The organism is Janthinobacterium sp. FT14W (assembly GCF_009208755.1).
Taxonomy (GTDB): domain Bacteria; phylum Pseudomonadota; class Gammaproteobacteria; order Burkholderiales; family Burkholderiaceae_D; genus Janthinobacterium; species Janthinobacterium violaceinigrum.
This window is the reverse complement of the sequence record NZ_WFLL01000041.1, coordinates 14,143-37,491: the sequence shown is the minus strand read 5'-3', so window position 1 is coordinate 37,491 and position 23,349 is coordinate 14,143. Positions and strand designations below refer to the sequence as shown.

The 23,349-nt window shown below is 63.0% G+C and carries 21 protein-coding genes; 11 read left to right on the top strand and 10 right to left on the bottom strand.

Going from position 1 to position 23,349, the window contains the following annotated elements; all coding sequences use genetic code 11:
• Positions 1 to 6: 6 nt before the first annotated feature.
• Complete coding sequence (rpoZ, locus tag GCN74_RS22455) at positions 7 to 210, bottom strand: DNA-directed RNA polymerase subunit omega (protein WP_010400723.1); 204 nt, start codon at positions 208 to 210, stop codon at positions 7 to 9.
• Between the two features lie 53 nt (positions 211 to 263).
• Positions 264 to 902 carry a guanylate kinase gene (gmk, locus tag GCN74_RS22450; RefSeq protein ID WP_077407781.1) on the bottom strand — a complete coding sequence of 213 codons (639 nt, stop codon included), beginning with the start codon at positions 900 to 902 and terminating at the stop codon, positions 264 to 266.
• 211 nt (positions 903 to 1,113) lie between these two features.
• Here gmk and GCN74_RS22445 point away from each other — a divergent pair, with 211 nt between their 5' ends.
• Positions 1,114 to 1,524: a DoxX family protein gene (locus GCN74_RS22445; RefSeq protein ID WP_152258732.1), complete on the top strand. Its 411-nt coding sequence runs from the start codon at positions 1,114 to 1,116 to the stop codon at positions 1,522 to 1,524.
• A gap of 28 nt (positions 1,525 to 1,552) precedes the next feature.
• On the opposite strand, the gene GCN74_RS22440 is transcribed toward GCN74_RS22445, so the two are convergent.
• A complete protein-coding gene (locus tag GCN74_RS22440; RefSeq protein ID WP_152258731.1) occupies positions 1,553 to 1,888 on the bottom strand; it encodes a hypothetical protein in 336 nt (111 codons plus the stop codon).
• 2 nt (positions 1,889 to 1,890) lie between these two features.
• On the bottom strand, positions 1,891 to 2,781 hold the full coding sequence (locus GCN74_RS22435) for a YicC/YloC family endoribonuclease (protein ID WP_152258730.1): 891 nt from the start codon (positions 2,779 to 2,781) through the stop codon (positions 1,891 to 1,893).
• Positions 2,782 to 3,083: 302 nt separating this feature from the next.
• Between GCN74_RS22435 and rph the strand changes: the two genes are divergently transcribed.
• The 3 genes from rph to hemW all read left to right on the top strand — a co-directional run bounded on the left by rph (position 3,084) and on the right by hemW (position 5,834).
• Positions 3,084 to 3,812, top strand: coding sequence for a ribonuclease PH (rph, locus tag GCN74_RS22430; RefSeq protein WP_152258729.1), 729 nt, complete (start codon positions 3,084 to 3,086; stop codon positions 3,810 to 3,812).
• Between the two features lie 166 nt (positions 3,813 to 3,978).
• Positions 3,979 to 4,563 (top strand): RdgB/HAM1 family non-canonical purine NTP pyrophosphatase, encoded by a 585-nt coding sequence (gene rdgB / locus GCN74_RS22425; RefSeq protein WP_152258728.1) that lies wholly within the window; start codon positions 3,979 to 3,981, stop codon positions 4,561 to 4,563.
• Positions 4,560 to 5,834: a radical SAM family heme chaperone HemW gene (gene hemW, locus GCN74_RS22420; protein ID WP_152258727.1), complete on the top strand. Its 1,275-nt coding sequence runs from the start codon at positions 4,560 to 4,562 to the stop codon at positions 5,832 to 5,834. The genes rdgB and hemW overlap by 4 nt, the downstream gene beginning before the upstream one ends.
• On the opposite strand, the gene GCN74_RS22415 is transcribed toward hemW, so the two are convergent.
• The 3 genes from GCN74_RS22415 to GCN74_RS22405 form a co-directional block, all read right to left on the bottom strand.
• Positions 5,831 to 7,009, bottom strand: coding sequence for a tetratricopeptide repeat protein (locus GCN74_RS22415; RefSeq protein WP_152258726.1), 1,179 nt, complete (start codon positions 7,007 to 7,009; stop codon positions 5,831 to 5,833). The genes hemW and GCN74_RS22415 overlap by 4 nt on opposite strands.
• A gap of 130 nt (positions 7,010 to 7,139) precedes the next feature.
• Positions 7,140 to 8,858, bottom strand: coding sequence for a methyl-accepting chemotaxis protein (locus tag GCN74_RS22410; RefSeq protein WP_152258725.1), 1,719 nt, complete (start codon positions 8,856 to 8,858; stop codon positions 7,140 to 7,142).
• A 120-nt stretch (positions 8,859 to 8,978) separates the two neighbouring features.
• Positions 8,979 to 10,052, bottom strand: coding sequence for a patatin-like phospholipase family protein (locus GCN74_RS22405; protein WP_152258724.1), 1,074 nt, complete (start codon positions 10,050 to 10,052; stop codon positions 8,979 to 8,981).
• Between the two features lie 226 nt (positions 10,053 to 10,278).
• On the opposite strand from GCN74_RS22405, the gene GCN74_RS22400 reads away from it, so the two are divergent.
• Complete coding sequence (locus GCN74_RS22400; protein ID WP_152258723.1) at positions 10,279 to 11,148, top strand: hypothetical protein; 870 nt, start codon at positions 10,279 to 10,281, stop codon at positions 11,146 to 11,148.
• A 74-nt stretch (positions 11,149 to 11,222) separates the two neighbouring features.
• Here GCN74_RS22400 and tal read toward each other — a convergent pair whose 3' ends face one another.
• Positions 11,223 to 12,158 (bottom strand): transaldolase, encoded by a 936-nt coding sequence (gene tal / locus GCN74_RS22395; protein ID WP_099666887.1) that lies wholly within the window; start codon positions 12,156 to 12,158, stop codon positions 11,223 to 11,225.
• Between the two features lie 214 nt (positions 12,159 to 12,372).
• Here tal and GCN74_RS22390 point away from each other — a divergent pair, with 214 nt between their 5' ends.
• From GCN74_RS22390 to GCN74_RS22370, 5 genes are read left to right on the top strand one after another with little or no spacing between them, the layout of a single operon-like run.
• Positions 12,373 to 15,258: a type VI secretion system Vgr family protein gene (locus GCN74_RS22390; protein ID WP_226939169.1), complete on the top strand. Its 2,886-nt coding sequence runs from the start codon at positions 12,373 to 12,375 to the stop codon at positions 15,256 to 15,258.
• 12 nt (positions 15,259 to 15,270) lie between these two features.
• Positions 15,271 to 16,200 carry a DUF4123 domain-containing protein gene (locus GCN74_RS22385; RefSeq protein WP_152258721.1) on the top strand — a complete coding sequence of 310 codons (930 nt, stop codon included), beginning with the start codon at positions 15,271 to 15,273 and terminating at the stop codon, positions 16,198 to 16,200.
• A 40-nt stretch (positions 16,201 to 16,240) separates the two neighbouring features.
• Complete coding sequence (locus tag GCN74_RS22380; RefSeq protein WP_152258720.1) at positions 16,241 to 16,693, top strand: DUF3304 domain-containing protein; 453 nt, start codon at positions 16,241 to 16,243, stop codon at positions 16,691 to 16,693.
• The gene (locus GCN74_RS22375; RefSeq protein WP_226939168.1) at positions 16,629 to 18,863 is read left to right on the top strand and encodes a T6SS phospholipase effector Tle1-like catalytic domain-containing protein; all 2,235 of its coding nucleotides are present in this window, start codon (positions 16,629 to 16,631) and stop codon (positions 18,861 to 18,863) included. Before GCN74_RS22380 ends, GCN74_RS22375 begins: the two co-directional genes overlap by 65 nt.
• Before the next feature lie 38 nt (positions 18,864 to 18,901).
• Entirely contained in the window at positions 18,902 to 19,354 is a 453-nt protein-coding gene (locus GCN74_RS22370; RefSeq protein ID WP_152258719.1) for a DUF3304 domain-containing protein, read from the top strand.
• A 49-nt stretch (positions 19,355 to 19,403) separates the two neighbouring features.
• On the opposite strand, the gene GCN74_RS22365 is transcribed toward GCN74_RS22370, so the two are convergent.
• Entirely contained in the window at positions 19,404 to 20,258 is an 855-nt protein-coding gene (locus GCN74_RS22365) for an SIS domain-containing protein (protein WP_034750862.1), read from the bottom strand.
• 87 nt (positions 20,259 to 20,345) lie between these two features.
• The gene (gene zwf, locus GCN74_RS22360; protein ID WP_152258718.1) at positions 20,346 to 21,818 is read right to left on the bottom strand and encodes a glucose-6-phosphate dehydrogenase; all 1,473 of its coding nucleotides are present in this window, start codon (positions 21,816 to 21,818) and stop codon (positions 20,346 to 20,348) included.
• Positions 21,819 to 22,380: 562 nt separating this feature from the next.
• On the opposite strand from zwf, the gene GCN74_RS22355 reads away from it, so the two are divergent.
• Positions 22,381 to 23,334, top strand: coding sequence for a chemotaxis protein (locus GCN74_RS22355; protein WP_152258717.1), 954 nt, complete (start codon positions 22,381 to 22,383; stop codon positions 23,332 to 23,334).
• The last annotated feature ends 15 nt before the right edge of the window (positions 23,335 to 23,349 follow it).

Genomic DNA, 23,349 nt, shown 5'->3' with positions numbered 1-23,349 from the left:
TCCCAATTACATCGGGACCTTTTTCAGCATTTCGATGCCGACTTTACCGGCAGCGATTTCACGCAGTGCGACAACGGTAGGCTTGTCCTTGGCTTCCACCTTAGGGGTGTGGCCTTGCAACAACTGACGTGCGCGGTACGTTGCAGCCAGGGTCAGCTGAAAGCGGTTAGGGATCTGTTTCAGGCAATCTTCGATGGTGATACGGGCCATAGTAACTCCTAATAGTGGTGCGTGGCGCTGTGTGAACTGGCGTGCCGAGACGATTATTCTGCGTGCAGGCCCAGCTGGGCGAATAGCGATGCGTTGCGGGCCGCTTGTTGCGCAAACCGGCAACGGGCCGCTCTCACGATCGCGCTCAGTTCGGACAAAGCGACCGTAAACTCTTCATTGATAATAACATACTCGAACTCGGGAGCGTGTGCGATTTCGCCGCCGGCCGCCAGCAGGCGGCGCGTGATCACGTGCGGCTCGTCCTGGCCGCGCTTGTTCAAGCGTTCTTCCAGCGCATCGATCGACGGCGGCAGGATGAAAATGCCGGCCGCGCGGGGAAATTGCTTGCGCACCTGGCGCGCACCCTGCCAGTCGATTTCCAGCAGGATATCGGTGCCGGCCAGCATCTGCTGCTCCACCATGATGCGCGAGGTGCCGTAGTAATTGCCGTGTACTTCCGCCCACTCCAGGAATTCGCCCTGGTCGGCGCGCGCGACAAAGTCTTCCGCTGTCGTGAAATAGTACTCGCGGCCGTGCTGCTCGCCCGGACGGGGCGCGCGCGTGGTGGTCGAGATCGACAATTTGATGCCGGGCTCTTGCGCCAGCAATGCATTGACCAGTGTCGATTTGCCGGCGCCCGATGGCGCGGCGACCACGAACAGGCTGCCGGAGAAGGCGGTAGGGTGGCTCATGCGGATCTTTCCATATGCGTGTGATGGCGGCGCCTGCGCGTGCGTGGGCGCCGCCCAATTCGGTATTTTACCAAGAGGCAAGGCAGCGAGCCAGTCCCGCGATGCGCGTTGCCGCCCCGCTTGCGCATATTTTGCTTGTTATCCTGAAGAAATAGTTATTTAATTTGGAATGGTTTTTTCTTAATAATTATTTTAACGACAGGATCAGCGCATGAAAAATTTCCCGTTCCTCAGTCCTGCCCAGGCCATGTTGCTGCTGCGCGTGGCCATTGCCGTGATGTTCATGGCGCACGCGATCACGCGCATCGCCAATGGCACCATTCCCCGTTTTGCCGGTTTCCTGGAAGACAAGGGTTTTGTCTATGGACTGGCCGTCGTGTGGGCGATTACCGCCGTCGAGATCGTTTGTGGCAGTTTGCTGATCGCCGGCAAATACACGCGCTGGGCGGCGGCCGGACTGATGGTGATCTGCATCGGCGGCATCGCCATCGTGCATGCGGCCAAGGGCTGGTTCGTGGGCGAGCATGGCGCCGGCGGCGTGGAATACAGCATCGTGCTGTTCGTTGCCTGCGTGGTCATCGCCGCCGCCGACAAGGGGCGCGCGGGAATCCGCCTGGCCTGACGCCGGGCTTGCGCGTCCTTGCCTGCCCTTAGCGGGGCAGCCGGCCCAGCGCGATTTCGCCCGCGTTGAGGACGATGACCCGTCCGTTCACATCGGTGCAGTCGCGGTTGCTGAGGCGCACGACGGCGCTGTCGACCGACACTTCCGCGCCCAGGTTGCTGCGCGAACAGATACGGTAGGAGGCGGCGTCGGCGCCCGTGTAGATGGCGGCGCCCCGTTCCTTGAGGGCGAAGCACCCGGACGCGCAGCCTTCGATCGCATACGGCGACAATTGCTGCACCGCCTGTACCGGTTGCGCCTGCGTGCCGGCCGCCAGCAGGGCCAGCACGGCGGCGCCGAGCATCGATGGACGTGGCGCGGCCATGCTTATTCCAGGTTCTGCACTTGTTCGCGCATCTGCTCGATCAGCAGCTTCAGGTCCATCGACGCGTCGGCCAGTTCCTTGACGGAAGCCTTGGCGCCCAGCGTATTGGCTTCGCGGTTCAGTTCCTGCATCATGAAATCGAGGCGCTTGCCCACTTGCCCGCCCTTGGCGAGGATGTGGCGCGTTTCGCCCAGGTGGGCCGACAGGCGCGCCAGTTCTTCCGACACGTCGATGCGGATGCCGTACAGGATGACTTCCTGGCGGATGCGTTCCATGGCGTCCTGGCGCGACAGGGCCGAATTCGAGCCCTGGCTGGCCAGGCCCAGCGCGTCCTGCATGCGCTCGATGGCTTTTTGCTGGAAGGCCGCCACCACTTGCGGAATCAGGGGCGTGATGCGCTTGACGATGGCTTCCATCGCTTCGATGCGCGACACCAGCACGGCTTCGAGCGCCGCGCCTTCGCGCTTGCGGCTGTCGACGAAGGCGGCCACCGTGCGTTTGGTCAGCGCGCCCACATCGGCCTGCAGGGATTCCTGGCCCACTTGCGCTTCTTCGATGACGCCAGGCCAGCGCAGCAGTTCAGCCACCGTCATGACGGGGGCGGACACAAAATGCTGGCCCACTTCGTTTTGCAGGCGCGCCAGTTCGGCCAGCAGGGGCAGGTTCAGCGCCTGCGTGCCGGCCGTCGCGGCCTTGCGGCCAAAGCTCAGGCGTACTTCGACCTTGCCGCGCGTGATGGCGGACATGACGGCGGCGCGCAAGTCAGGCTCCAGGGCCCGCAGATCGTCGTTGATCCGGAATTGCAGGTCGAGAAAGCGCGAGTTGACGCTCTTGATTTCAATTGTCAGTGTGCCTGCAGCACCTTCGCTGGTGGCAACCGCGTAGCCTGTCATGCTTGAAATGCTCAAAGGATTCCCCGATTTGATCTTGTATACAGTCACTTATACACTTAATCAGCCAGCGCAGGCAATACCGCCCGCGCCGCAAAACAGGACCGAAGAGCACGATGGCCTGAAAATTGCTGAATAGTGTGCGTTTTACGGCATTGTAAAGAAAATTGTGTTTGGCGGGGCAGGATTGTAGGGATCATGTGTGCACCGCCCGCCATTGCGCCCTGCGCTGTTGCATGACTGCAAATAGACGGGCGCGCGATGGTAGAATCGCTGCCGCAACCCCAATCACACAGGACACTCCCATGACATTTGAATCCCGCCCGAGCGGCCGCGCCGTCGATGCGCTGCGCGCCATCCGCATCACCCGCCAGTACACCAAGCATGCCGAAGGTTCGGTGCTGATCGAGTGCGGCGACACCAAGGTCATCTGCACCGCCAGCATCGAAGACAAGGTGCCGGGTTTCCTGAAAGGCAAGGGCCAGGGTTGGTTGACGGCCGAGTACGGCATGCTGCCCCGTTCGACGCACACGCGCATGGACCGCGAGGCGGCGCGCGGCAAGCAGTCCGGCCGCACGCAGGAAATCCAGCGCCTGATCGGCCGCTCGCTGCGCGCCGCCTTTGATTTGCAGGCTTTCGGCGAACGCACCCTGCACCTCGATTGCGACGTGATCCAGGCCGATGGCGGCACGCGCACGGCCTCGATCACGGGCGCCATGGTGGCCGCGTATGACGCGTTTTCCCAGCTGCAGGCGCGCGGCGCGATTGCCGCCATCCCCGTGAAAAGCTTTGTCGCCGCCATCTCGGTGGGCGTCTACCAGGGCATGCCGGTGCTGGACCTGGACTATGTGGAAGACTCGGGCTGCGACACGGACATGAACGTGGTGATGACGGAAGCGGGCCACTTCATCGAAGTGCAGGGCACGGCCGAAGGCGCCGCGTTCGACCGCGCCGGCATGAACCGCTTGCTGGACCTGGCGCAGGGCGGCATCGCCGATCTGATCGCCATGCAGAAGCAGGCGCTGGGCCTGTAATCTTTACGTAGATTTACATCCTGCCGCCCGCCGCGCGGGGCAAATAGCCCACAGCTGCCGCTTCCGATGGCGGCGGCGGGGCGAGGTGAGGGGGGCGCAAAAGGTTTACAATGTCGGCACTTCATGCCGCCACCGAACGGGTGGCCGCTCAACCGGATATTGCCCCATGACCCAACGCCTCATTCTCGCCTCCAATAACGCCGGCAAGCTCAAGGAATTCAACGAGCTGCTCTCGACCATCGGTTTTTCCGTCCACGCCCAGGGCGAGTACGACGTCCCGGAAAGCGAGGAACCGTTCCACACCTTCGTTGAAAACGCGCTGCAAAAGGCGCGCCATGCGGCTCGCCTGACGGGCTTGCCGGCGCTGGCCGACGATTCCGGCGTGTGCGTCAACGCGCTCGGCGGCGCCCCCGGCGTGTACTCGGCCCGCTATGCAGGCGAGCCGAAATCGGATGCCGCCAACAGCGCCAGGCTGATCGCCGACCTCGAGGCGCATGCCGACAAGTCCGCGTATTACTACTGCGTGCTGGTCTACGTGCGCCATGCGGACGACCCGCAGCCGGTGATCGCCGACGGCCGCTGGAATGGCGAAATGATTGCCGCGCCGCGCGGCCAGGGCGGCTTCGGCTACGATCCGCATTTCTATATCCCTGCGCTGGGCAAGTGCGCGGCCGAACTGACGTCCGATGAAAAGAACGCGCTGTCGCACCGTGGCCAGGCCCTGCGCGCGCTGGTGGAAAAGCTGCGATGATCCCGATCAAACTGGTGGGCGCCGTTGCCAAGTCGGCAGCCAAGCCGGGCGCTTCGCCCGCGCCGCAGGACGGCATTTCCGGCGCGGCGGGCGCAGCGCTGAAGTATCTGCAGCCGGGCGCGCTGAACCTGGCGGCTCTGCCGCCGCTGTCGCTGTACATCCATTTCCCCTGGTGCGTGAAAAAATGCCCGTACTGCGATTTCAACTCGCATGAAGTGCGCGGCAGCTTCCCGGAAGCCGAATACCTGGCGGCCCTGCGCCTGGACCTGGAAATGGCGCTGCCGCTGATCTGGGGCCGCAAGATCCACACCATCTTCATCGGCGGCGGCACGCCCAGCCTGATGTCGGCGGCGGGTCTGGACCGGCTGATGTCGGACGTGCGCACCTTGCTGCCGCTGGAGCCCGATTGCGAAATCACCATGGAAGCCAATCCGGGCACGTTTGAAACGGAAAAATTCAAGTCCTACCGGGCCAGCGGCATCAACCGCCTGTCGATCGGCATCCAGAGCTTCAATGGCCGCCATCTGCAGGCGCTGGGACGCATCCATGACGATGCCGAGGCGCGCCGCGCGGTGGAGATCGCGCACGCCCACTTCGATAATTTCAACCTCGACCTGATGTACGCGCTGCCCACGCAAACCTTGGCCGAGGCGCAGCAGGACCTGGAGACGGCGCTGTCGTTCGCGCCGCCGCACCTGTCGCTGTACCACCTGACCCTGGAGCCGAACACCCTGTTCGCCAAGTACCCGCCCGTGCTGCCGGACGACGACGAGAGCGCCGACATCGCCGACATGGTGGCCGCGCGCGCGGCGCAGGCCGGCTACGGCCGCTATGAAGTGTCGGCCTACGCGCAGCCGGGCCGCCAGGCCAGGCACAACCGAAACTACTGGGAATTCGGCGACTATCTGGGCATCGGCGCGGGCGCCCATTCGAAGATCTCGTTCCCGCACCGCGTGCTGCGCCAGGCCCGCTACAAGCAGCCGAAGGCATACATGGATGCGGTCATCGCCGGCAACCCCGTACAGGAAGAACGCGAACTGGCGCGCGAGGAGATGGGTTTCGAGTTCATGCTCAATACCCTGCGCCTGACGCAGGGCTTTTCGCCCAACCTGTTCGCCGAGCGCACGGGGCTGGCCATCAATGCCATCGAGCAGCCGCTGAATGCGGCCGAGGCGAAAGGCTTGCTGTACCGCGACCACCAGATCATCCGCCCGACGGAACTGGGATTGCGCTTCCTGAACGACCTGCAGCAGATGTTCCTGGAAGATTAGTGCGTGGCGGCGGCGCGCAGCCGCTGCAGCTTGGCCGCGTACAGCCCGTGATCGCTGCGCGTGGTGCTGTTGTCCATCGCCAGTTCCAGCTGCCGGCCCGCCTGCGCCAGCTGGCCCATGCGCGCATACGCCTGTGCCAGCCAGAAGTGGAATTCATGATAGTAGGGGTCGCGCGCGATCTCGCGCTTGAACAGGCGTGCCGCTTCCTGGTAGTCGGCCGTTTCCATGGCGCGCTGGCCCAGGTTGAAAAAGTGGAAGGGGGGCTCTGGCTGCAGCGCCAGCAATTTGCGCCGCAGCAGCTGCGCTTCGTCCGCGCGTCCCAGGCCGTCGAGTGCCTGTGCCAGGTTGGACAGCAGCACCGTGTTCGTTGGCGAGCGTTCCAGTGCGTAGGCGAGCGTGCGCCGCGCCGGCTCGACGTCGCCGTGGCGCAGCTGGATGATGCCCAGCGTATTGAAGGCGCCCGCAAACGTGGGGTCTTGCAGGATGGCGGCGCGGGCATACCAGTAGGCTTGATCGAGCTCGCCGCTGGCCATGGTTTCGGCGGCGCGGTTGTTGAGATACATGGCCAGGATGGTCGATTCGCCGATTTGCAGCGTGCGCTGGCCGGCAAGGTCTTCGCCGGGCAGGAAGTCGATGAGCAGGATGGCATCGGCGTCGTAGCCGACCGTATTGCTGGCGGCACGGCGTTCCAGCGCGAGATTGACGTGGCCGGCGACGAAATACATGCCGCCGCTGCGGCTCCAGCTTTCTTCTCCCAGGACCACCTGGTAGTGCACATCGAGTCCCATCTCCTTGGCCAGCGCGGCCGTCATCAGCACCAGCGACAGGCAGTTGCCGCTGCGCGCGTCGAACGCCTGTGCCGCCGTGCGCGTCATGGCGGCATCATATTCCAGCTGCAGTCCCGCCCTGTTGCGCAGGGCATCGGCGAGGGCGCGGCGGGGATTCTTGCCGCGCGCCTCGCGCGCGATATCGACACGCACATATTGCCGCATGGCCTCGCTCATGGCAAACGCCTGCTGCGGCTCGATCGGCGCGGCCGGCGCGGCAAAGCTGGCATCGTTGAACAGGTCGGGCGGAGGCGGAGTGGCGGGCGCCGTGGCGCAGCCGGCAAGGGCTGCGCACAGCAGCAAGGGGGACAGGAAGCCCAGGCGCAGCTGTTCGCTGATGCGTTTCATGTTCGTGCTCCCGCAGAACGATGTCAGGCGCAACACGTATCGCTGCCGGTGGTGCGCCATGCCACCTGAAACAAGTATCCTCGCGCGCCACGGCGCTGTCAAACGCTTTTGAAGGGCCCTGCCGCCAGCCTTAAAACTCTTCCCAGTCCTGCTCGCCAGCCACGTGCGCCTGGGGCTTGCGCGCAGGGGGCGCGCTCCTGACAACAGTGCCTGGCTGCCTGGCGGGCGCGCTTCTGGCCGCCGGCCTGGCCAGCTGGGAGGGCGCCGGCCGCGCGGCGCGCACTGGCGGCGCCGTGACCATGTGCTCAAGCTGGAAGCCGGCCGCCACTTGCGCCAGGCGCGCCGCCTGGTCCTGCATGCTTTCGGCCGCCGCTGCCGCTTCTTCCACCAGGGCCGCATTTTGCTGCGTCACCTGGTCCATCTGCGCGATGGCCTGGTTGACCTGGTCGATGCCCATGCTTTGCTCGGCGCTGGCGGCAGTGATCTCGGCCATGATGTCGGTGACGCGGCGCACGCTGTCGACCACTTCGCCCATGGTGCTGCCGGCCTGCTGCACCAGCCGGGTGCCGTTGTTGACCTGTTCCACGGAGTCGCCGATCAGGGTCTTGATTTCGCGCGCCGCCGCGGCCGAACGCTGCGCCAGGCTGCGCACTTCCGTGGCGACGACGGCAAAGCCGCGCCCCTGCTCGCCGGCCCTGGCCGCTTCGACGGCCGCATTCAATGCCAGGATATTCGTCTGGAAGGCGATGCCGTCGATGACGCCGATGATGTCGACGATCTTGGTCGATGCCGTGTCGATGGCGCCCATGGTGTCGACCACCTGGCTGACGATGCTGCCGCCCCGTTCGGCCACGCCGGAAGCGGCTACCGCCATCTGGTTGGCCTGGCGCGCATTGTCGGCATTCTGCTTCACGGTGCTGGTCAGCTCTTCCATCGAGGACGCCGTTTCTTCCAGCGAACTGGCCTGCTGCTCCGTGCGCGCCGACAAATCCTGGTTGCCCGCAGCGATTTCGCCCGATGCCGTGGCAATCGCGTTGGTGCCCGTCTGCACTTCCGACACCACCTTGCGCAGCGCCTCGTTCATGCCGTGCAGCGCGCGCATCAGGTCGCCGATTTCATCGCTGGCAGGCGTGCCGAAATGCGTGCGCAGGTCGCCGTCGGCCACCGTTTCAGCCACTTTCACGGCGGCCTTCAATGGCTGCGTGATCGAGCGCGTGATCAGCCAGGCGCAGACGCTGCCCAGCGCCACCACCAGCACGCACAGGGTCAGCAGCAGGGTGAAGCTGCGTTCGTTGGCCGCTTCGATGGCTTGCGCCGTGGCGTCGATGGCCTTGCGCTGCTGCGCCAGCAGGGCCTTGACGTTGTTCTGGTAATTGGTGGCGGCCGGCGCGAAGCTGTCGCGGTAGGTGCTTTCCGCCTGCGCCGCGTTGCCGGCCTTGCGCGCATCCATGACCAGGGTCTTGGCATCCTGGTATTTGACGCGCTCGGCGATGGACGCCTTGAAGATGCTTTTTTCTTCGTCGCTGTCGAGCAGCGCCTCGATTTTCTTCAGCAGTTCGCTGCCCTGCTTCGTGCTGTCGGCGATGGTGTCGGCAAATACGTTCGACAGCGTTTCATCCTTGCTCCTGGCGATCATCGAGGTGCGCGCGATGGCCGAGTAAATCAGCACATACCAGTCCGACACCAGGCGTTCCTTGGCCAGCGGTTTTTCCATCATTTGCCGGGTCGCTTCCGCATTCACGCGGGCGCTGTACAGCGCGTACGAGGTGGAGATCACGGACAGCAGCAGCACCAGCGCGAAGCCTGCAGCCAGGCGCGTGCCGATACGAAGGTGGGAGAGGGCGTGCATGGTGGGACTCCTGTCGCAAGGGGAATTGAATTGCCTGTGCGACATAGTATGCACTGATTAGTGACCAATAGGCGAGGGAAAAGCGCGCCTGTTTTGGCGCCTGTTGCAGCCACGCCCGTGCTACAGATCGCCCGCCTGGCGCAGGTCCGGCTGCTCTGCCCAGCGGGCGAAGGCGGCGGCCATGCGCTCGCTTTCCGCGATGGCGCGGCGCCAGTCGCGCATGCGCGCCGCGTGGTCCTGGCCGTAATGGGGAAAGTCGCGCCGGTCCGGCAGTTTGCCATTGGGCAAGCTGGCCACGAAGGCGGGCGAGGGCGAGACGAGGATCATGTTGTCGAGCGCGCTATCGCCGCTGCGGGCGCGGCGCCAGGGCATGGCCTTGTCCAGCCAGCCCGGCACGATATGATCGGCAAAGTGCGGGTATAGCACCAGGTCCGGTTCGCGCTGGTAGGGCAGGTGCAAATGGTAGTCGACCAGGCCGCCATCCCAGTAGCGGCCCGGCGGCGCGCCGGCGATGTCCGTGACCGCGTCGAGCACCAGCGGGATGGAAGCGGAGGCCAGCAGCGCATCGCGCAGGTTGTCCTGCGCCAGCGGCACGAAATGGGAATGAAAGGCGTCGAAGCGCGAGCGCAGCCAGCTGGCGCCATCGGGGCCCGCATGGAACACCGCTCGTTCGAGCGACGCGGCCAGGCGCGCGCGCGCCACGGCATTGCCGGCGGCGGCCAGCAGGAAGCCGCGCCGGTCGCGCCATTTTCCCGGCTGCGCCAGGGCGCCGATGCCGCGCACGGCCAGCACCGACAGGCTATGCCGCGCGTGCTGCAGCAGCTGCGCATCCTGGCCATCGAGGACGGCGTCGAGCAGGGCGCGGCACGTGCGGCTGACGTGCGCCGCATCGGGTTTGTCGGGGTAGCGCTGGCCCACGTATTCGCGCACCAGGCGGCGCTGCGCGGCGACCGGGTCGGGGAACACGGCGGCGGCCATGCGCCAGGCGCCGATCGAGGCGCCGACAAACTGGCGCGCACGGGGCGCCTGCGGCAGAAAGTCGCCGAACAGCCAGCAATCGAGCTGGTGCAGGATCAAGCCTTTCGGCCCGCCTGCGGCGGCGGGAACGATGGCGACGTCAAGCGCGCGCAAGCCGTTTTCGGCGATGCGGGCGCGGGCGCGGCGGCCCAGGCGGATGGTGATTGGCGATTGCATGGGCGATGGAATAGGCAAGCGGAACGTAGAAAGCGGCAAGCGGACTGTAGCCTTGCATTCTACCTTCAGCATGGCGCCGCGACACAGTTGCTCGCGCGATAGTCACATTGTTAGTATTAGTTATTTTCTTTTGGGCAAGCATTCTTTTGAGAAATATTGCATAATACTCGGCGTTAAGTTTTTGGCATGTGCCAAGGATGTGTCACGCCTTTTTTACTGGAATAGTATGCAATTGAATCACGCGTTTGTTTTGACCCTCGTCGCCGGCTCCCTCGTTGCCTGCGGCGGTGGCGGCTCGTCCTCCCCAGCCGACCCGGTAGTGGCCGTGAACCCGCCCGTCGTGCCCGTCACGCCGCCCGTCGTACCGGTCACGCCGCCCGTGGTAGCCGTCACGCCGACTGCCACCGGCGAAGACACGGGCTCCGTCAGCGCCCGTTTCGTCAATGGCGACAACAGCCGTTTCGTCTTTACGTCGATCGGCTTGCAGAGCAATGGCAAGGCCAGCACGCTGGTGCAGGACAGCTCCGGCGCCTTGAGCACGATCGGCAGCATCGTCCTGACGGGCAATCCGTCCGTGACGCGTGACATCAGCGGCGACGCCGCCTTCGCGCAGGGCCGCTGGTTCAAGGGCGCGTTCAGCAATATTTCCGGCGCCACGACCTTGACCGGCAACAATGCCAGCGCGCATTACGTCGCCTATAACGTGCTCGCCGCACTGCCAGCGAGCGGCACCTTCACCTGCGATGCGGGCGCGTTCACGTCGCCCAGCTATACGGGCGGCAGCAGCGTCCCGTCGAGCGCCAACTTCGGCACGGCCAGCGGCAATGCCAGCCTGTCCTTCGATGGCTCCGGCGCCAAGGTGGCGCTGACCATCGACGCCAGCGCCGGCGGCAGCACGGGCAAAGTGACGGCGACCACCACCCTGGCTTCGGCAGCGTCGAGCAGCATCACCGGCGGCTATCTGTCGAATGGCACGGGCGCGCAGCTGATGCTGGGCGACGGCGGCACCGGCCGCTATCTGCTGCTGGCAGCCTACAAGGCGCAGCTGGCCAACGGTGCCAATTACCAGGGCGTAGCGACCTTCCGTTGCTCCTGATCGTCCCGGCATGAAAAAAGCGGCGCCGTGCACTGCACGGCGCCGCTTTTTTTACGCCTGTCGAAATGAAACGATCAGCGCAGCGCCGCGATCATCTGTTTCAGCTTGCCGGAATCGACGCAGAAGGCGCGGATGCCTTCGGCCAGTTTTTCCGTCGCCATCGCGTCTTCGTTCATCATGAAGCGGAAGGCTTCTTCGTTCAGCGACATTTGCACGATGTTGGTCGACGGCGCCGCTTCGGCGCTCAGCTTGCGCTCCACCGGCGCATCGCTGTCGGCCAGCTTTTGCAGCAGGTCGGGGCTGATGGTGAGCAGGTCGCAGCCGGCCAGTTCGAGGATTTGCGAGGTGTTGCGGAAGCTCGCGCCCATCACCTCGGTCTTGTAGCCGAACTTGCGGTAGTAATTGTAGATGCGCCGGACCGACTGCACGCCCGGGTCTTCCGCGCCCACGTAGTCGATGCCCGTCGACTTCTTGTACCAGTCGTAGATGCGGCCGACGAACGGCGAAATCAGCTGCGCGCCCGCTTCGGCGCAGGCGATGGCCTGGGCCAGCGAGAACAGCAGGGTCATGTTGCAGCGGATGCCTTCCTTTTCCAGGATGGCGGCGGCGCGGATGCCCTCCCAGGTGGAGGCGATCTTGATCAGCACGCGCTCGCGCGCAATGCCGGCGTTCGAATACAGGGCGATCAGGTCGCGGCCCTTGGCCACCGTGCCTTCCGTGTCGAACGACAGGCGCGCATCGACTTCGGTGGAGACGCGCCCGGGAATGGTCTGCAGGATTTCCACGCCAAACGCGATCAGCAGGCGGTCGATGATTTCAGCGGTGGAGGCGTTCGGATGGTCGCGCACGGCCTTTTCCAGCAGCGGCTTGTATTCATCCTTCTGCACGGCCTTCAGGATCAGCGACGGATTCGTCGTCGCGTCGCGCGGCGTGTAAGCCTGGATCGATTGGAAGTCGCCGGTGTCGGCCACCACGGTAGTAAATTGCTTCAGTTGTTCGAGTTGGTTCATGGCTGCACGGGAAAGAGTGAAAGGGCTTGCCGGGCTATTGTACCGAATCCACTGCATGAAGCATCCACTATTGTCTGCCCCGCGCACTACTTGCTCAATTGAATCTTGCTTTTTTGAGAACTCGCGCATAATTGTCTGGACTTGTTTAATTTGCACATTGTTCTGATGGCTAATGTACGGCGCCACCAGCCACTCTCCAGATGAAGAGCATCCTTTGACACAAGAGATCGTTAGCGCCCTGGCCGCCTTCAACGGCGCGACCAGGCTATATGCATTGTCCATCGGCGGCCAGGGGCAGGAAGCGGACGCCGCCGATTTGCTGGTCGAAGCGTTTGCCAGCGACGAGCGGCTGCAGGCGGTCGGCGCGCGCGACATCATCGCCCTGTCCACCAGTGCCCATGTGGCGCTGGCGTCGCTGCTGGGCCAACCGGCCAGCCTGCACATCAGCCTGGCCGACGGCACGCGCATGCCGTTTTCCGGCTATATCAGCGAAGCGGCCATGCTGGGCAGCAATGGCGGACTGGCGCGCTACCGGCTGCGCCTGACGCCGTGGCTGTGGCTGCTGACGCAGGTGCGTAACAGCCGCGTCTGGCAAGACAAGAGCGTGAGCGCCATCGTCGACGAGGTATTCTCAGCCTATGCGCCGCACGCGCGCTGGCGCTGGAGCGATGAATCGGGCCCGTTCATGCAGGGCGCGGGCGAGCGCAGCTATTGCTGCCAGTACCGCGAATCCGATTTCGACTTTGTTCGCCGCCTGCTGAGCGAAGAAGGGCTGGCCTGGCGCTTCGAGCAGCAGGAGAGCGAACAGTGGCTGGTGTTGTTCGCCGACAGCAGCCAGACGTGCGCCACGCCGGAAGACGCCAGCAGCGCGCAGGGGGGCGGCTTGCGTTTTCACGGCGCCAGGGTCGGCGAGCCGGGCGACACGGTGCAAGCCCTGTATGCGCGGCGCAGCCTGCATGCGGGAATCTCCACCGTGCTCAGTTATGACTACAAGGCCAAGAAGGCCGTGGCGGCCAGCGTGCCGGCCAGGCAGGCCGTTGGCGGCCAGAACGCGCCCGCGCTGGAAAGCTATGATGCTCCTGGGCAATATTGGTATGCGAACGGGGCCCAGGCCCGGCGCTACGCCGAATTGCAGATGCAGTCGCACGAAGCGCGCGCCCACGTGTGGCATGCGCGCTCCACCGTGCGCACCCTGCGCGCCGGCACCCGTTTTACCTTGACGCAGGGGCCGTTGCAGCAAGCTGGCGATGCGTCGCCCGCCTATGTCGTGCTGCGCGTGGCCAGCGTCGGCGTCAACAATCTGCCGTCGGCCGCGGCTGCCGGACTGGCTGAACTGTTTGGTCCCTTGCCGCCATTGCTGGAAGAAACGATGCCCGATCTGGGGCAGGGTTTGCCCGACTTCCCCGCTGTCATTGCGCAGGCGCAAGCCAGCGGTTATGCCAACGGCGTCGAGATGATAGCCGCGGCTACGCCATGGCGGCCAAGCGGTGTGGACGGCGATGCGCGCCATCACCCGAAACCCACGGCCTTCGGCAGCCAGAGCGCCATCGTGGTGGGGCCCGATGGCGGCGCGCGCGCCAGCGGCGGCAGCGAGATCCATTGCGACAGGCTGGGCCGGGTGCGCATCCGCTTTCACTGGCAGCAGGACGGCAATGCCACCTGCTGGGTGCGCGTGGCGCAGCGCTCGGCCGGCGGCGGCATGGGCAGCCAGTTTTTGCCGCGCATCGGCCAGGAAGTGCTGGTGCAATTCCTGGAAAACGATATCGACCGCCCCATCATCGTCGGCGCCCTGTACAACGGACAGGGCGAGGGCGGTGTCGCGCCGACCCCGGGCGGCGTGGCCGACCAGCCGTCCGATGCGGGCGTATTCGACCCCGCGCGCGACCATGTCCCGTCGGCGCAGGGCAATGTGGCGGGCGGCAACAGTCCCTTGTGGCATGGCGCGGCAGGCGGTGCCGCCAGCCACCGCAACGGCGCGGCGCAATGGGGCATCCGCAGCAAGGAATTCGGCGGCGCCGGCGCCGGCGCCGGCTACAACCAGCTGCTGTTCGACGACACGGACCAGCAGGGGCGCATCCAGCTCAAGAGCAGCCATGGCGCCAGCGAGCTCAATCTGGGCCACCTGGTGCATGCGGCCGACAATTACCGGGGCAGCCTGCGCGGCACGGGCGCCGAGCTGCGCACCGACGATTACGGCGCCGTGCGGGCCGGGGCCGGACTCCTGATTTCCAGTTATCTCGTCAACCATGACGCGCAGGCGCGCGACCCGGCCGGCGACAATGCGCCGGGCATGGTCTTGCTCAAGCAGGCGGCCAAGCTGGGCGCAACCTTCAGCGCCGCCGCCGTCACGCACGAGACCGTGGCGTATGCGGGCCACCTCGGCGCGGCCAGGGCCGATGCCAGCGTGCTCGACGAGAAGGCGGCGCCCTTGGCCGCGTTCCTGACGACAGCCTCGGGCATGCTGAGCCAGGACGATACGGCCGCCGCCAGGCGCGACGCGGCCGCCAAGCCCACCCGTCCCGGCGACGACAAGCTGCCGCACAGCAGCGACGCCATCATCGCCATCGCCGCCCGCGCGGGGCTGGGCGTGCTGGCCGGCAAGGACATCCAGCTGGCGAACGGCGAAACCGTGTCGCTGATGAGCGGACTCGATACGCAATTTGTCGGCGGCGGCCAGCTGCGCGTGCACGCGGGCCAGGCCATCGGCACCCTGGGCGGCGTGGTCAAGGCGGGCGAGGACAATATCGGCCTGCAGCTGATCGCCGCCAAACAAGCCATCGACCTGCAGGCGCAGGCGGACGTGCTCAAGGTGCAGGCGCGCGACGACGTCCATGTGGTCAGCGCCACGGCGCACATCGACTGGGCGGCGGCAAAAAGCATCCGCCTGTCGACGGCGGGCGGGGCGAATATCACGCTCGAGGGCGGCAATATCACCATCCAGTGCCCGGGCAAGATCACGGTGCATGCCGGCAAGAAGAGTTTTAGCGGGCCGCAGCGGATGGCTTATCCGTTGCCGGCGCTGCCGGCCAGCGTGTGCAAGGCATGCTTGCTGGCGGCGTTGCGTAGCGGTAGCCCATTTGTCGCGCCCACGGCAGCCTAGAAAGGAATCCTGATGTACTTTGCCATCGATGTTCCCGACCCGGAAGTTCCAGCGCTGGTCGCGCAGCAAGTGCAAGCCTTGCGTGCGGAGGCGGCGGTGACGAACGGCGGCCAGCCCTTGCACCTGCTGGCGCTGCTCGACGGCGCCTGCGATGAAGAGTTTTTTACCAAGCGCTACCCGAGCCGCCTGCGGCGCCAGTCGCTGTATGCGCACACCTCGCTGCAAAACTTCAAGAGTGCCGCCCCGCATTTAATGGCGGCGCCACAGGCAAGCAGCGAGCAGGCCGAGTGGCTGCAGCGCCTGTTCTCGCTGTGCGCAGGCAAGCCCATGCTCAGCATCATCGCAAGTACGCTCGATATCGACGGTCTGGAGCAGCATCTGCGCCCCTATTTGATTGCCATCACGTCAGACACCGTCGAATGGCCCGTGCGCTGGGCCGATAGCCGCACATTGCCGGCCTTGCTGGCGGCCTTGACGCAAACCCAATATGCGCATTTGCTGAGTCCCATCTACCGCTGGTGGTCGGTGCAGCGCGATGGTTCGCTGCTCAGTTGGCAGGGGGCGGCACAAGCCAGTCCTGCCCCTGCGGACTTCGATAAATTCCCCTTGAGCGATGCCGCCTTTGGCGCACTGGTCGACACGGCCGAGGCCGATGCCATCCTGGCCAATCTGCATGATGTGCAGCCGGACCTGTTTCACTCCGGTACCCCGGCCCAGTGCCACGCGCGCGTGGCGCGTCATTTACTAGTGGCAAGCGCCAGCGGCATCGAGGCGGCAGGCCAGCGTCAGCATTTCAGCGCCCTGGCCTTGATGCTGGCCGACGATTTCACCTCGCATCCAGCGATGGCCAGCCTGTTGCGGCGAACGCGCCAGGGGGCGAATTACCTGTCCGAGCTCGACACGCTGCCCGACGATTTCTGGCAGGCGCGCTCGGCTGCCTAGCCTTGTTCATTCAACTGCTTACTTTGATAAAAGGAAAATCATGAAATGGATTATGTATCTTGGCACCGCCTTGCTGCTGAGCGGTTGTGCCCTCAAGGCCAGGCAGGTTGAGCAAGCCGGCCCAAGTCCTACCGCGACGGCGCAGGTGGGTATTGTCAACCATACGGGGAAGTATATTTATTCCGCGTCGGTGGATGGGGCGGGAGGCGCCAATATGGCCAGATGGGGAGCGGGGGGGGCAGAAATCTGTTGTACCTCTATCCCGAGAGTGTGGTATCCGGGAATGATGGTTCGGGTGCGGTGGGATATGCCGGAAGAACATACGCATATTGTCAAAGAAAAAATGGTGGAAGTGGAAAAATATGATAGGCCAGGGGATATCTATATGCATTTCTTCCCCAATGATGAGGTGAGAGTCGTTGTGTCAAATGTGGACGGCGATAGTAAAAATCATCCTATTCTTCATTCCGGAAAACCTGCCAATATTCCTTGATATTATGATCAGTGAAACTCCCCATTCCGCACCGTTTCCCGTCAATATTTTTTTAAATCCGTCGACGAAAGAACAATCAAAAATTGCCAAGGAGGCATGTGATAAGAAAGATAGCGCGCCGTGCAGTATTCCAGTGAGGGTTGGACTTTTCTTTGATGGAACCAATAATAATCTGGAGCGCGATAGGAATGGGGTTAGGACAGGCGTGCTCGACCCGAAAACAAAGAAGCCTATTCCTATAAGTAATGTTGTAGTCGACGCCAATAGCGCCAGTCATAGCAATGTGGCGCGGCTATTTTCGAGTTTTCCATCTGATAAGCGGGGTGCCGGTTATTTTCGATATTATATTCCTGGCGTCGGAACGCCATTTAAGGAAATTGGTGAATTGACTGAATCGGACGAGGGGAAGGCTTTTGCCAAAGGAGGGCAGCCGCGTATTATATGGGGGTTATTGCAGGTTTTAAATGCAGTTCATCGGACTCTTGTTGGTAAGTTTCTGTATGAATCAGATGAGGCTGGCGAACTTGCCCGTACTTATGATAATGCCGTAGGCCACAAAAAGGTGCCGCATCCCTCAACCGGCAGAGAGCGTTTCATGACCCACTCTGACTGGTTCGCTGAGCATATCGAAAAGTTAAAAGCCGCGATCGCGGCACAACCGAAGCCGCATATTCCATCGCTGACCCTGTCCGTGTTCGGTTTTTCGCGGGGCGCCGCCGAGGCGGTGGCATTCTGCCAGCTGTTTGCCGATTTGCTCACGCCGGGCAAAGGTGAGGTGCAGGAATTTGCCGGCATTCAGGCCAGCATCGATTTTCTCGGCGTCTTCGATACGGTGGCAACCGTGGGCAGCTCGGCGTCTGTAGCGAAAACCACGATCGCGCCTGGCGCGATGTTCGATGGCCATTGGGCCTGGGCCAATGAATTGCTCAAGCCGCTGCCTCCCTGCGTTCAGGCAGGTTTACATTGCATTGCCACGCATGAGCAGCGCATGAATTTTCCCGTCACGCGCCTGACAGGGAAAATCGAGGAAGTGTATTTTCCTGGTGTGCACTCGGACGTGGGAGGCGGCTATGGTCCGGGCGAGCAGGGAAAGGGGCGTGGCGGACAAGCGGCCTTGTTGTCGCAAATCCCGCTGGCACATATGTTCAAGGAGGCGCGTATCAATGGCGTGCCCTTGATACCGTTCAGTGAACTGGAGGCAACGGACCGAGATGATTTCCAGGTCAGTCAAGAGCTTGCCAAGGCATGGGAAGCATATACCGCCGAGCTTAACAAGCAAGGCGCCTTGCTGAGCAAGCATATGGAGCTGTATTACCGCTGGCGCGCCGTGCGTGTCAAGACCCTGGAAGCCACGGACAGCTTCAAGGCGGCCAACGCGCAGGAGCGGGAGGATCTGGGTTCCTACAACCGCCTGCTGGCAGGCGATCTGGAAGCGCTGCGCGCACGCAAGGCCTTTCGTCATGGCGATGAGGAGAAACCGTTCAGCGCCCGGGATATTGCGCGCATCAATCACTGGCAATACTATCGCGCGCAAAATCATACACCGCTGGATGACTGGGAGGCGTGGGCGCTCGACATATTCGATCACCCCAAACCGCTGCCGCCCGAAGTGATGCGTTTTTTTGACGACTATGTACACGATTCCCTGGCCGGATTCTATATGGCGGGCGAAGTGACGGAATATGATAAACGGGCCAAGATCGCCTCGTTCGCCGATAAACCGCCTGAAAAAGGCTTTTATAAACGCGCGTATGAACTGAGCCGGAAGACCGAAGCCGCGCAACTGAAACAGAAGAATGGCGAAGCATTGACGCCGGAAGAGGAGACGCTGGTCAAGGAAGCGCAGTACGGCACTCCCTATCCGATCCGTACGGATGCCGACAGCGCCGACATGCGCAGCGCGGTGATCACCACGCAAACCTATACGCGTCGCGAGGGTGGCGGCTATATCTTGCGCCGTGGCTACTACCCGCAAAGCGGCTTTTTCCGGAAAAGCGTGCACGAGAAGGAACTGCAACGCATGCCGACGGCAGGCATCCAGGCGGAAGAAGCACCCGAAAAATTCGTGTGGAGTGAAAACTTAACACAGGATATTGCGCAGGCTAAAGCCGATGAAGAGATTTACCTGGCGCAGCAGCGCCATGCAACGCGGGCAGAGGCGCTCGCATAGGGCGTGATTTCAGCGCGGCTGGAGCCGAAAGGAAAAGTATGAAATGGATGATGTATCTTGGCACCGCCTTGCTGCTGAGCGGCTGCGCGTTCAAGGGCAGGCAGCTTGAGCAAGCCGGTCCAAGTCCTACCGCGACGGCGCAGGTGGGCATCGTCAATCATACGGGGAAGTATATTTACTCCGCATCGGTGGATGGGGCGGGAGGGGGAAATATGGCCAGATGGGGGGCGGGACTTGCCAATATTTGCTGCACATCCATTCCTCGTGTGTGGTATCCGGGAATGAACGTCCTGGTGCGGTGGGATATGCCGGACGGACTACAGCATATTATTAAAGAAAAAATGGTGGAAGTGGAAAAATACGATAGGCCAGGAGATATCTATATGCATTTTTTTGCGAATGATGAGGTGAGAGTGGTTGTGTCAAATGCCGGAGGGCCTAGCAAAATTCATCCTATTCTCCATTCGGGAAAACCGGCCGATATGCCTTGATGTCTCTGGTGAACGGGAGGGGCGCCAGCGAGGCTGGCGCCGAGGGCGATCAGCCGATGAAGGAGTCGAACTGCATGTCGAATTCCTGCAGCGCCTTCTGCGCATTCTGCATCTTCTTGCGGAATTCCGGGCCCCGTTGCAGGGCCAGGCCGACGGCCAGCACGTCGATCACCACCAGGTAGGCCAGGCGCGCTGAAATGGGCGTGTAGGGGTCGGTGTTGAAGACCAGGTCGATGGGAATCAGCACCGTGGCCAGGTCGGCCAGCGGCGTGCCGGACGGGGCCAGCACGACGACGTCGGCGCCGCCGCGGCGCGCCAGTTTCACGGAGCGGACCAAGGCGGGGCTGTTGCCGCGCTGCGAGATGGCCACCAGGCAGTCGCCGCCGCGCAGCAGGGCCGCCGCGATGCTGTGGATGTTCGGATCGCTGTAGGCCACCGTCGGCACGCCCGAGCGGAAGAACTTGTGCTGCGCGTCGGCCGCCACGATGCCCGACGTGCCCTGGCCATAGAATTCGATCTTGCTGGCGCGCGACAGGATGTCGAGCGCGCGCTGGATCGCTTCTGGGTTCAGGTTGTTGCGCAGGTCGAGCAGGGTGTTGATCGAGCGGCTGCAGATTTTATTCACGAGGTCGGCCGCCAGGTCGTCCTGCGCCGGCTGCTCGTTCGCGCCCGGCATGGCCAGGGCCAGGCCCTGCGCCAGCTTCAGCTTGAATTCGTGCCAGCCGTCGTAGCCCAGCGTACGGCAAAAGCGCACCACGGTCGGTTCCGACACCTGTGCGCTCTTCGCCAGCGCCGTGATGTTCTGGCTGACCGTCTGGTTCGGCTGGTCAAGCACGGCCAGCGCGACCTTCTTCTCCGACTTGGAGAGCGAATCGAGCTGGGTGCGGATGGAGTCAAGCAGCATCAGGGTAGTCTTCTGGGTAGGTGTTCAAGAGTGTGGAGATAGGTAAAGGGCCTGCCCTGATATACGGGCAGGCCCTTGTCTTGCCTGTTAATCCTCTGGCAATGCCTCTTCACGCCACTGCAAGCCGTCGCGGCCGATCAGGGCGCTGGCCGCGGCCGGGCCCCAGGTGCCTGCCGTGTATGGAATCGGCGCGCTGTCGTTCTGTTCCCAGTTGTCGAGAATCGGTTCGACCCATTCCCAGGCCGCTTCCAGTTCGTCGCCGCGCATGAACAGGGTCAGCTGGCCGCGCAGCACGTCGAGCAGCAGGCGCTCGTAGGCGTCCATGCGCGGCGTCTTGAACGATTCGCGGAAATCAAGTTCCAGTTCCGCCGGTTTCAGGCGCATGCCATCGCCCGGGGTTTTCGCCATCAGGTTCATGCGCAAGCCTTCGTCGGGCTGCAAGCGGATCACCAGGCAGTTCGGCTGGAAGCTGGACGTGGGCTGGTTGAAGATCGAGTGCGGGATCTGCTTGAAGCGCACGACGATCTCGGCCAGGCTGTCGGCCATGCGCTTGCCCGTGCGCAGGTAGAACGGCACGCCGGCCCAGCGCCAGGTGTCGATTTCCGCCTTCAGCGCCACGAAGGTCTCGGTGCGCGAATGTTCGGGCGCGTCCGGCTCGTCGCGGTAGCTCGGCACGGTGACGCCATCCACGTGGCCGGCGCGGTACTGGCCGCGCACGATGTTTTGCGCCAGCGTGGTGGGCGTGAATTTTTTCAGCGAACGCAGCACTTGCAGCTTTTCATCGCGCACGGCGTCCGGCGCGATCGAGGTCGGCGGTTCCATGGCGACGATGCACAGCAGTTGCAGCAAGTGGTTTTGCAGCATGTCGCGCAGCGCGCCCGACGTGTCGTAGTAACCCATGCGGTTGCCCACGCCCAGTTTTTCAGCGATGGTGATCTGCACGTCGGAAATCCATTCGCGGCGCCACAGCGGCTCGAACAGCACGTTGCCGAAGCGCAGGGCCAGCAAGTTCTGCACGGTCTCCTTGCCCAGGTAATGGTCGATACGGTAAATCTGCGATTCCTGGAAGACCTTGCCCACTTCGGCGTTGATCTGCTTGGCGCTGGCCAGGTCGCGGCCCAGCGGTTTTTCCAGGACCACGCGCGAATTCGGCGTCACCAGGCCATTGTCTTCCAGGTTGTCGCAGATCAGCGCGAACAGGTGCGGCGGCGTGGCCAGGTAGTACACGCGCGTCAGGTCGGCATCGCCGCGCAGCGCTTCGACCAGCGGCGCGTACGTTGCCGCATCGCTGGCGTTGAGCGACACATACACGATGCGCGCGCAGAATTTGCTCCAGGTGGCGGCATTCAGGGTGCTGGCCTTGATATGGGGACGCGAGTTGCTTTCCACCATTTTCAAGAAGGCTTCCTGGCCGCTGTCCTGGCGGCCCACGCAGATGATGCGCGCCGTCGGCGGCAAATCGTTCGCGACGTCGCGCGCATACATCGCAGGCAGCAACTTGCGCATTGCTAAATCGCCGCTGCCGCCAAACAGGACCAGGTCAAAATCGGTAAGTGCCATAAGTGAGTGTCGTCGCAAAAGTAAAAGAGCCGGAGCGGGGAGGAGGCCGACCGGAAGTGCCAGTCTGTCGCTACTATAATCGGTGGTGTAAATTTACTACGTAGAACAGGCAATTGCAAGAAATTTTACTACATTCCATCCGCTGCCGTCGCAGTTTTGCCCAGTCTTCTTGCCAGCGGCGCCGCGATGGTCATTATATGCCGTTCGCCGGCCCCGGCGCAGCGTCCTGCTTGCCCTGGGCTTTTCAAAGCAACCATGGTTGCCTGGGAAATTTCCGATTCTCTCCGTCATCATTTGCGCTGTAGCAACAAGCAAGTCAAGAAATGCTGCCAGGATAGCCGTTGGCAGCGTAAAGTAGCTTTGAAGAAAGTAAAAAACCGTATAATTCAAGCTGAAATCGATAGCAACTATTGGTTGTAAGAAATTGTACGATATACACTGCACCGTTAGCGCCGGCCATGCCCCGAACCCGCCATCCGACGTCCATGCGACGTGCAGTCCGCACTGTCCGCAGCATCACGGGCAGGCGACTTAACTTTACAAGACGGCTCAAGGGGACACAATGAATTCAATGCAGCAAGATGTCGATGAACGCACGAGCCTGACAGGCAATAACAAATTCGAACTGTTCCTGTTCAAACTGGGCACCAGCGATCACTCGACCAGCCGCGAACTATTCGGCATCAATGTGTTCAAAGTACGTGAAATCATGGAAATGCCGGCCATCACGGCGGTGGCTGGATCGCACCCGCACATGTTGGGCGTGGTCAATATCCGCGGCCAGATCGTGCCCGTGATCGACTTGCCGATGGCGGTCGGCTGCAAGAGCAATGGCTTGAAAATCCTGATGGTGACGGAATTTGCCCGCTCGACACAGGCGTTTGCCGTGGAAGAGGTCGATGAAATCGTGCGCCTGGAATGGAACCAGGTCTTGTCGGCCGAATCGAGCGTCGGTGGCGGCCTCGTCACCAGCATCGCGCGCCTCGATGGCGACACGGACAAGACGCGCCTGGCGCAAGTACTGGACGTGGAGCAGATCCTGCGCAACGTGCTGCCGTCGGGCGATCCCGATGTGGACGAAAACAGCATCGGCCCGCAAGTGCGCCTGCCTGCCGGCGCCGTGATCCTGGCTGCCGACGATTCCTCGCTGGCCCGCTCGCTGATCGAGAAGGGCCTCGAAGCGATGGGCGTGCCTTTCATCATGACCAAGACGGGCAAGGAAGCATGGGAGCGCCTGCAGGCGATCTCGGCCCAGGCGGCAACGGAAGGCAAGACGGCAAAAGACAAGGTGGCGCTGGTGCTGACCGACCTGGAAATGCCGGAAATGGATGGCTTTACCCTGACGCGCAACATCAAGAACGATGGGCGCTTTTCCAGCATCCCCGTGGTGATCCACTCGTCACTGACGGGCTCGACCAACGAAGACCACGTCAAGGGCGTGGGCGCCGATGGTTATGTGGCGAAATTCGTCGCGGCGGAACTGGCGGAAACCATCCGCAAGGTATTGGCGCGCTAATCCGACCTGCGCCTG

What these genes read in the sequence shown, in the direction of transcription:
- GCN74_RS22435 (WP_152258730.1), bottom strand. Translation starts at nt 2,781, where the DNA reads ATGACAGGCTACGCGGTTGCCACCAGCGAAGGTGCTGCAGGCACACTG.
- hemW (WP_152258727.1), top strand. Translation starts at nt 4,560, where the DNA reads ATGATCCCGATCAAACTGGTGGGCGCCGTTGCCAAGTCGGCAGCCAAG.
- gmk (WP_077407781.1), bottom strand. Translation starts at nt 902, where the DNA reads ATGAGCCACCCTACCGCCTTCTCCGGCAGCCTGTTCGTGGTCGCCGCG.
- rph (WP_152258729.1), top strand. Translation starts at nt 3,084, where the DNA reads ATGACATTTGAATCCCGCCCGAGCGGCCGCGCCGTCGATGCGCTGCGC.
- GCN74_RS22410 (WP_152258725.1), bottom strand. Translation starts at nt 8,858, where the DNA reads ATGCACGCCCTCTCCCACCTTCGTATCGGCACGCGCCTGGCTGCAGGC.
- rpoZ (WP_010400723.1), bottom strand. Translation starts at nt 210, where the DNA reads ATGGCCCGTATCACCATCGAAGATTGCCTGAAACAGATCCCTAACCGC.
- tal (WP_099666887.1), bottom strand. Translation starts at nt 12,158, where the DNA reads ATGAACCAACTCGAACAACTGAAGCAATTTACTACCGTGGTGGCCGAC.
- GCN74_RS22415 (WP_152258726.1), bottom strand. Translation starts at nt 7,009, where the DNA reads ATGAAACGCATCAGCGAACAGCTGCGCCTGGGCTTCCTGTCCCCCTTG.
- GCN74_RS22370 (WP_152258719.1), top strand. Translation starts at nt 18,902, where the DNA reads ATGAAATGGATGATGTATCTTGGCACCGCCTTGCTGCTGAGCGGCTGC.
- GCN74_RS22445 (WP_152258732.1), top strand. Translation starts at nt 1,114, where the DNA reads ATGAAAAATTTCCCGTTCCTCAGTCCTGCCCAGGCCATGTTGCTGCTG.
- GCN74_RS22380 (WP_152258720.1), top strand. Translation starts at nt 16,241, where the DNA reads ATGAAATGGATTATGTATCTTGGCACCGCCTTGCTGCTGAGCGGTTGT.
- GCN74_RS22405 (WP_152258724.1), bottom strand. Translation starts at nt 10,052, where the DNA reads ATGCAATCGCCAATCACCATCCGCCTGGGCCGCCGCGCCCGCGCCCGC.
- GCN74_RS22440 (WP_152258731.1), bottom strand. Translation starts at nt 1,888, where the DNA reads ATGGCCGCGCCACGTCCATCGATGCTCGGCGCCGCCGTGCTGGCCCTG.
- GCN74_RS22355 (WP_152258717.1), top strand. Translation starts at nt 22,381, where the DNA reads ATGAATTCAATGCAGCAAGATGTCGATGAACGCACGAGCCTGACAGGC.
- GCN74_RS22385 (WP_152258721.1), top strand. Translation starts at nt 15,271, where the DNA reads ATGTACTTTGCCATCGATGTTCCCGACCCGGAAGTTCCAGCGCTGGTC.
- GCN74_RS22400 (WP_152258723.1), top strand. Translation starts at nt 10,279, where the DNA reads ATGCAATTGAATCACGCGTTTGTTTTGACCCTCGTCGCCGGCTCCCTC.
- GCN74_RS22375 (WP_226939168.1), top strand. Translation starts at nt 16,629, where the DNA reads ATGTGGACGGCGATAGTAAAAATCATCCTATTCTTCATTCCGGAAAAC.
- rdgB (WP_152258728.1), top strand. Translation starts at nt 3,979, where the DNA reads ATGACCCAACGCCTCATTCTCGCCTCCAATAACGCCGGCAAGCTCAAG.
- GCN74_RS22365 (WP_034750862.1), bottom strand. Translation starts at nt 20,258, where the DNA reads ATGCTGCTTGACTCCATCCGCACCCAGCTCGATTCGCTCTCCAAGTCG.
- zwf (WP_152258718.1), bottom strand. Translation starts at nt 21,818, where the DNA reads ATGGCACTTACCGATTTTGACCTGGTCCTGTTTGGCGGCAGCGGCGAT.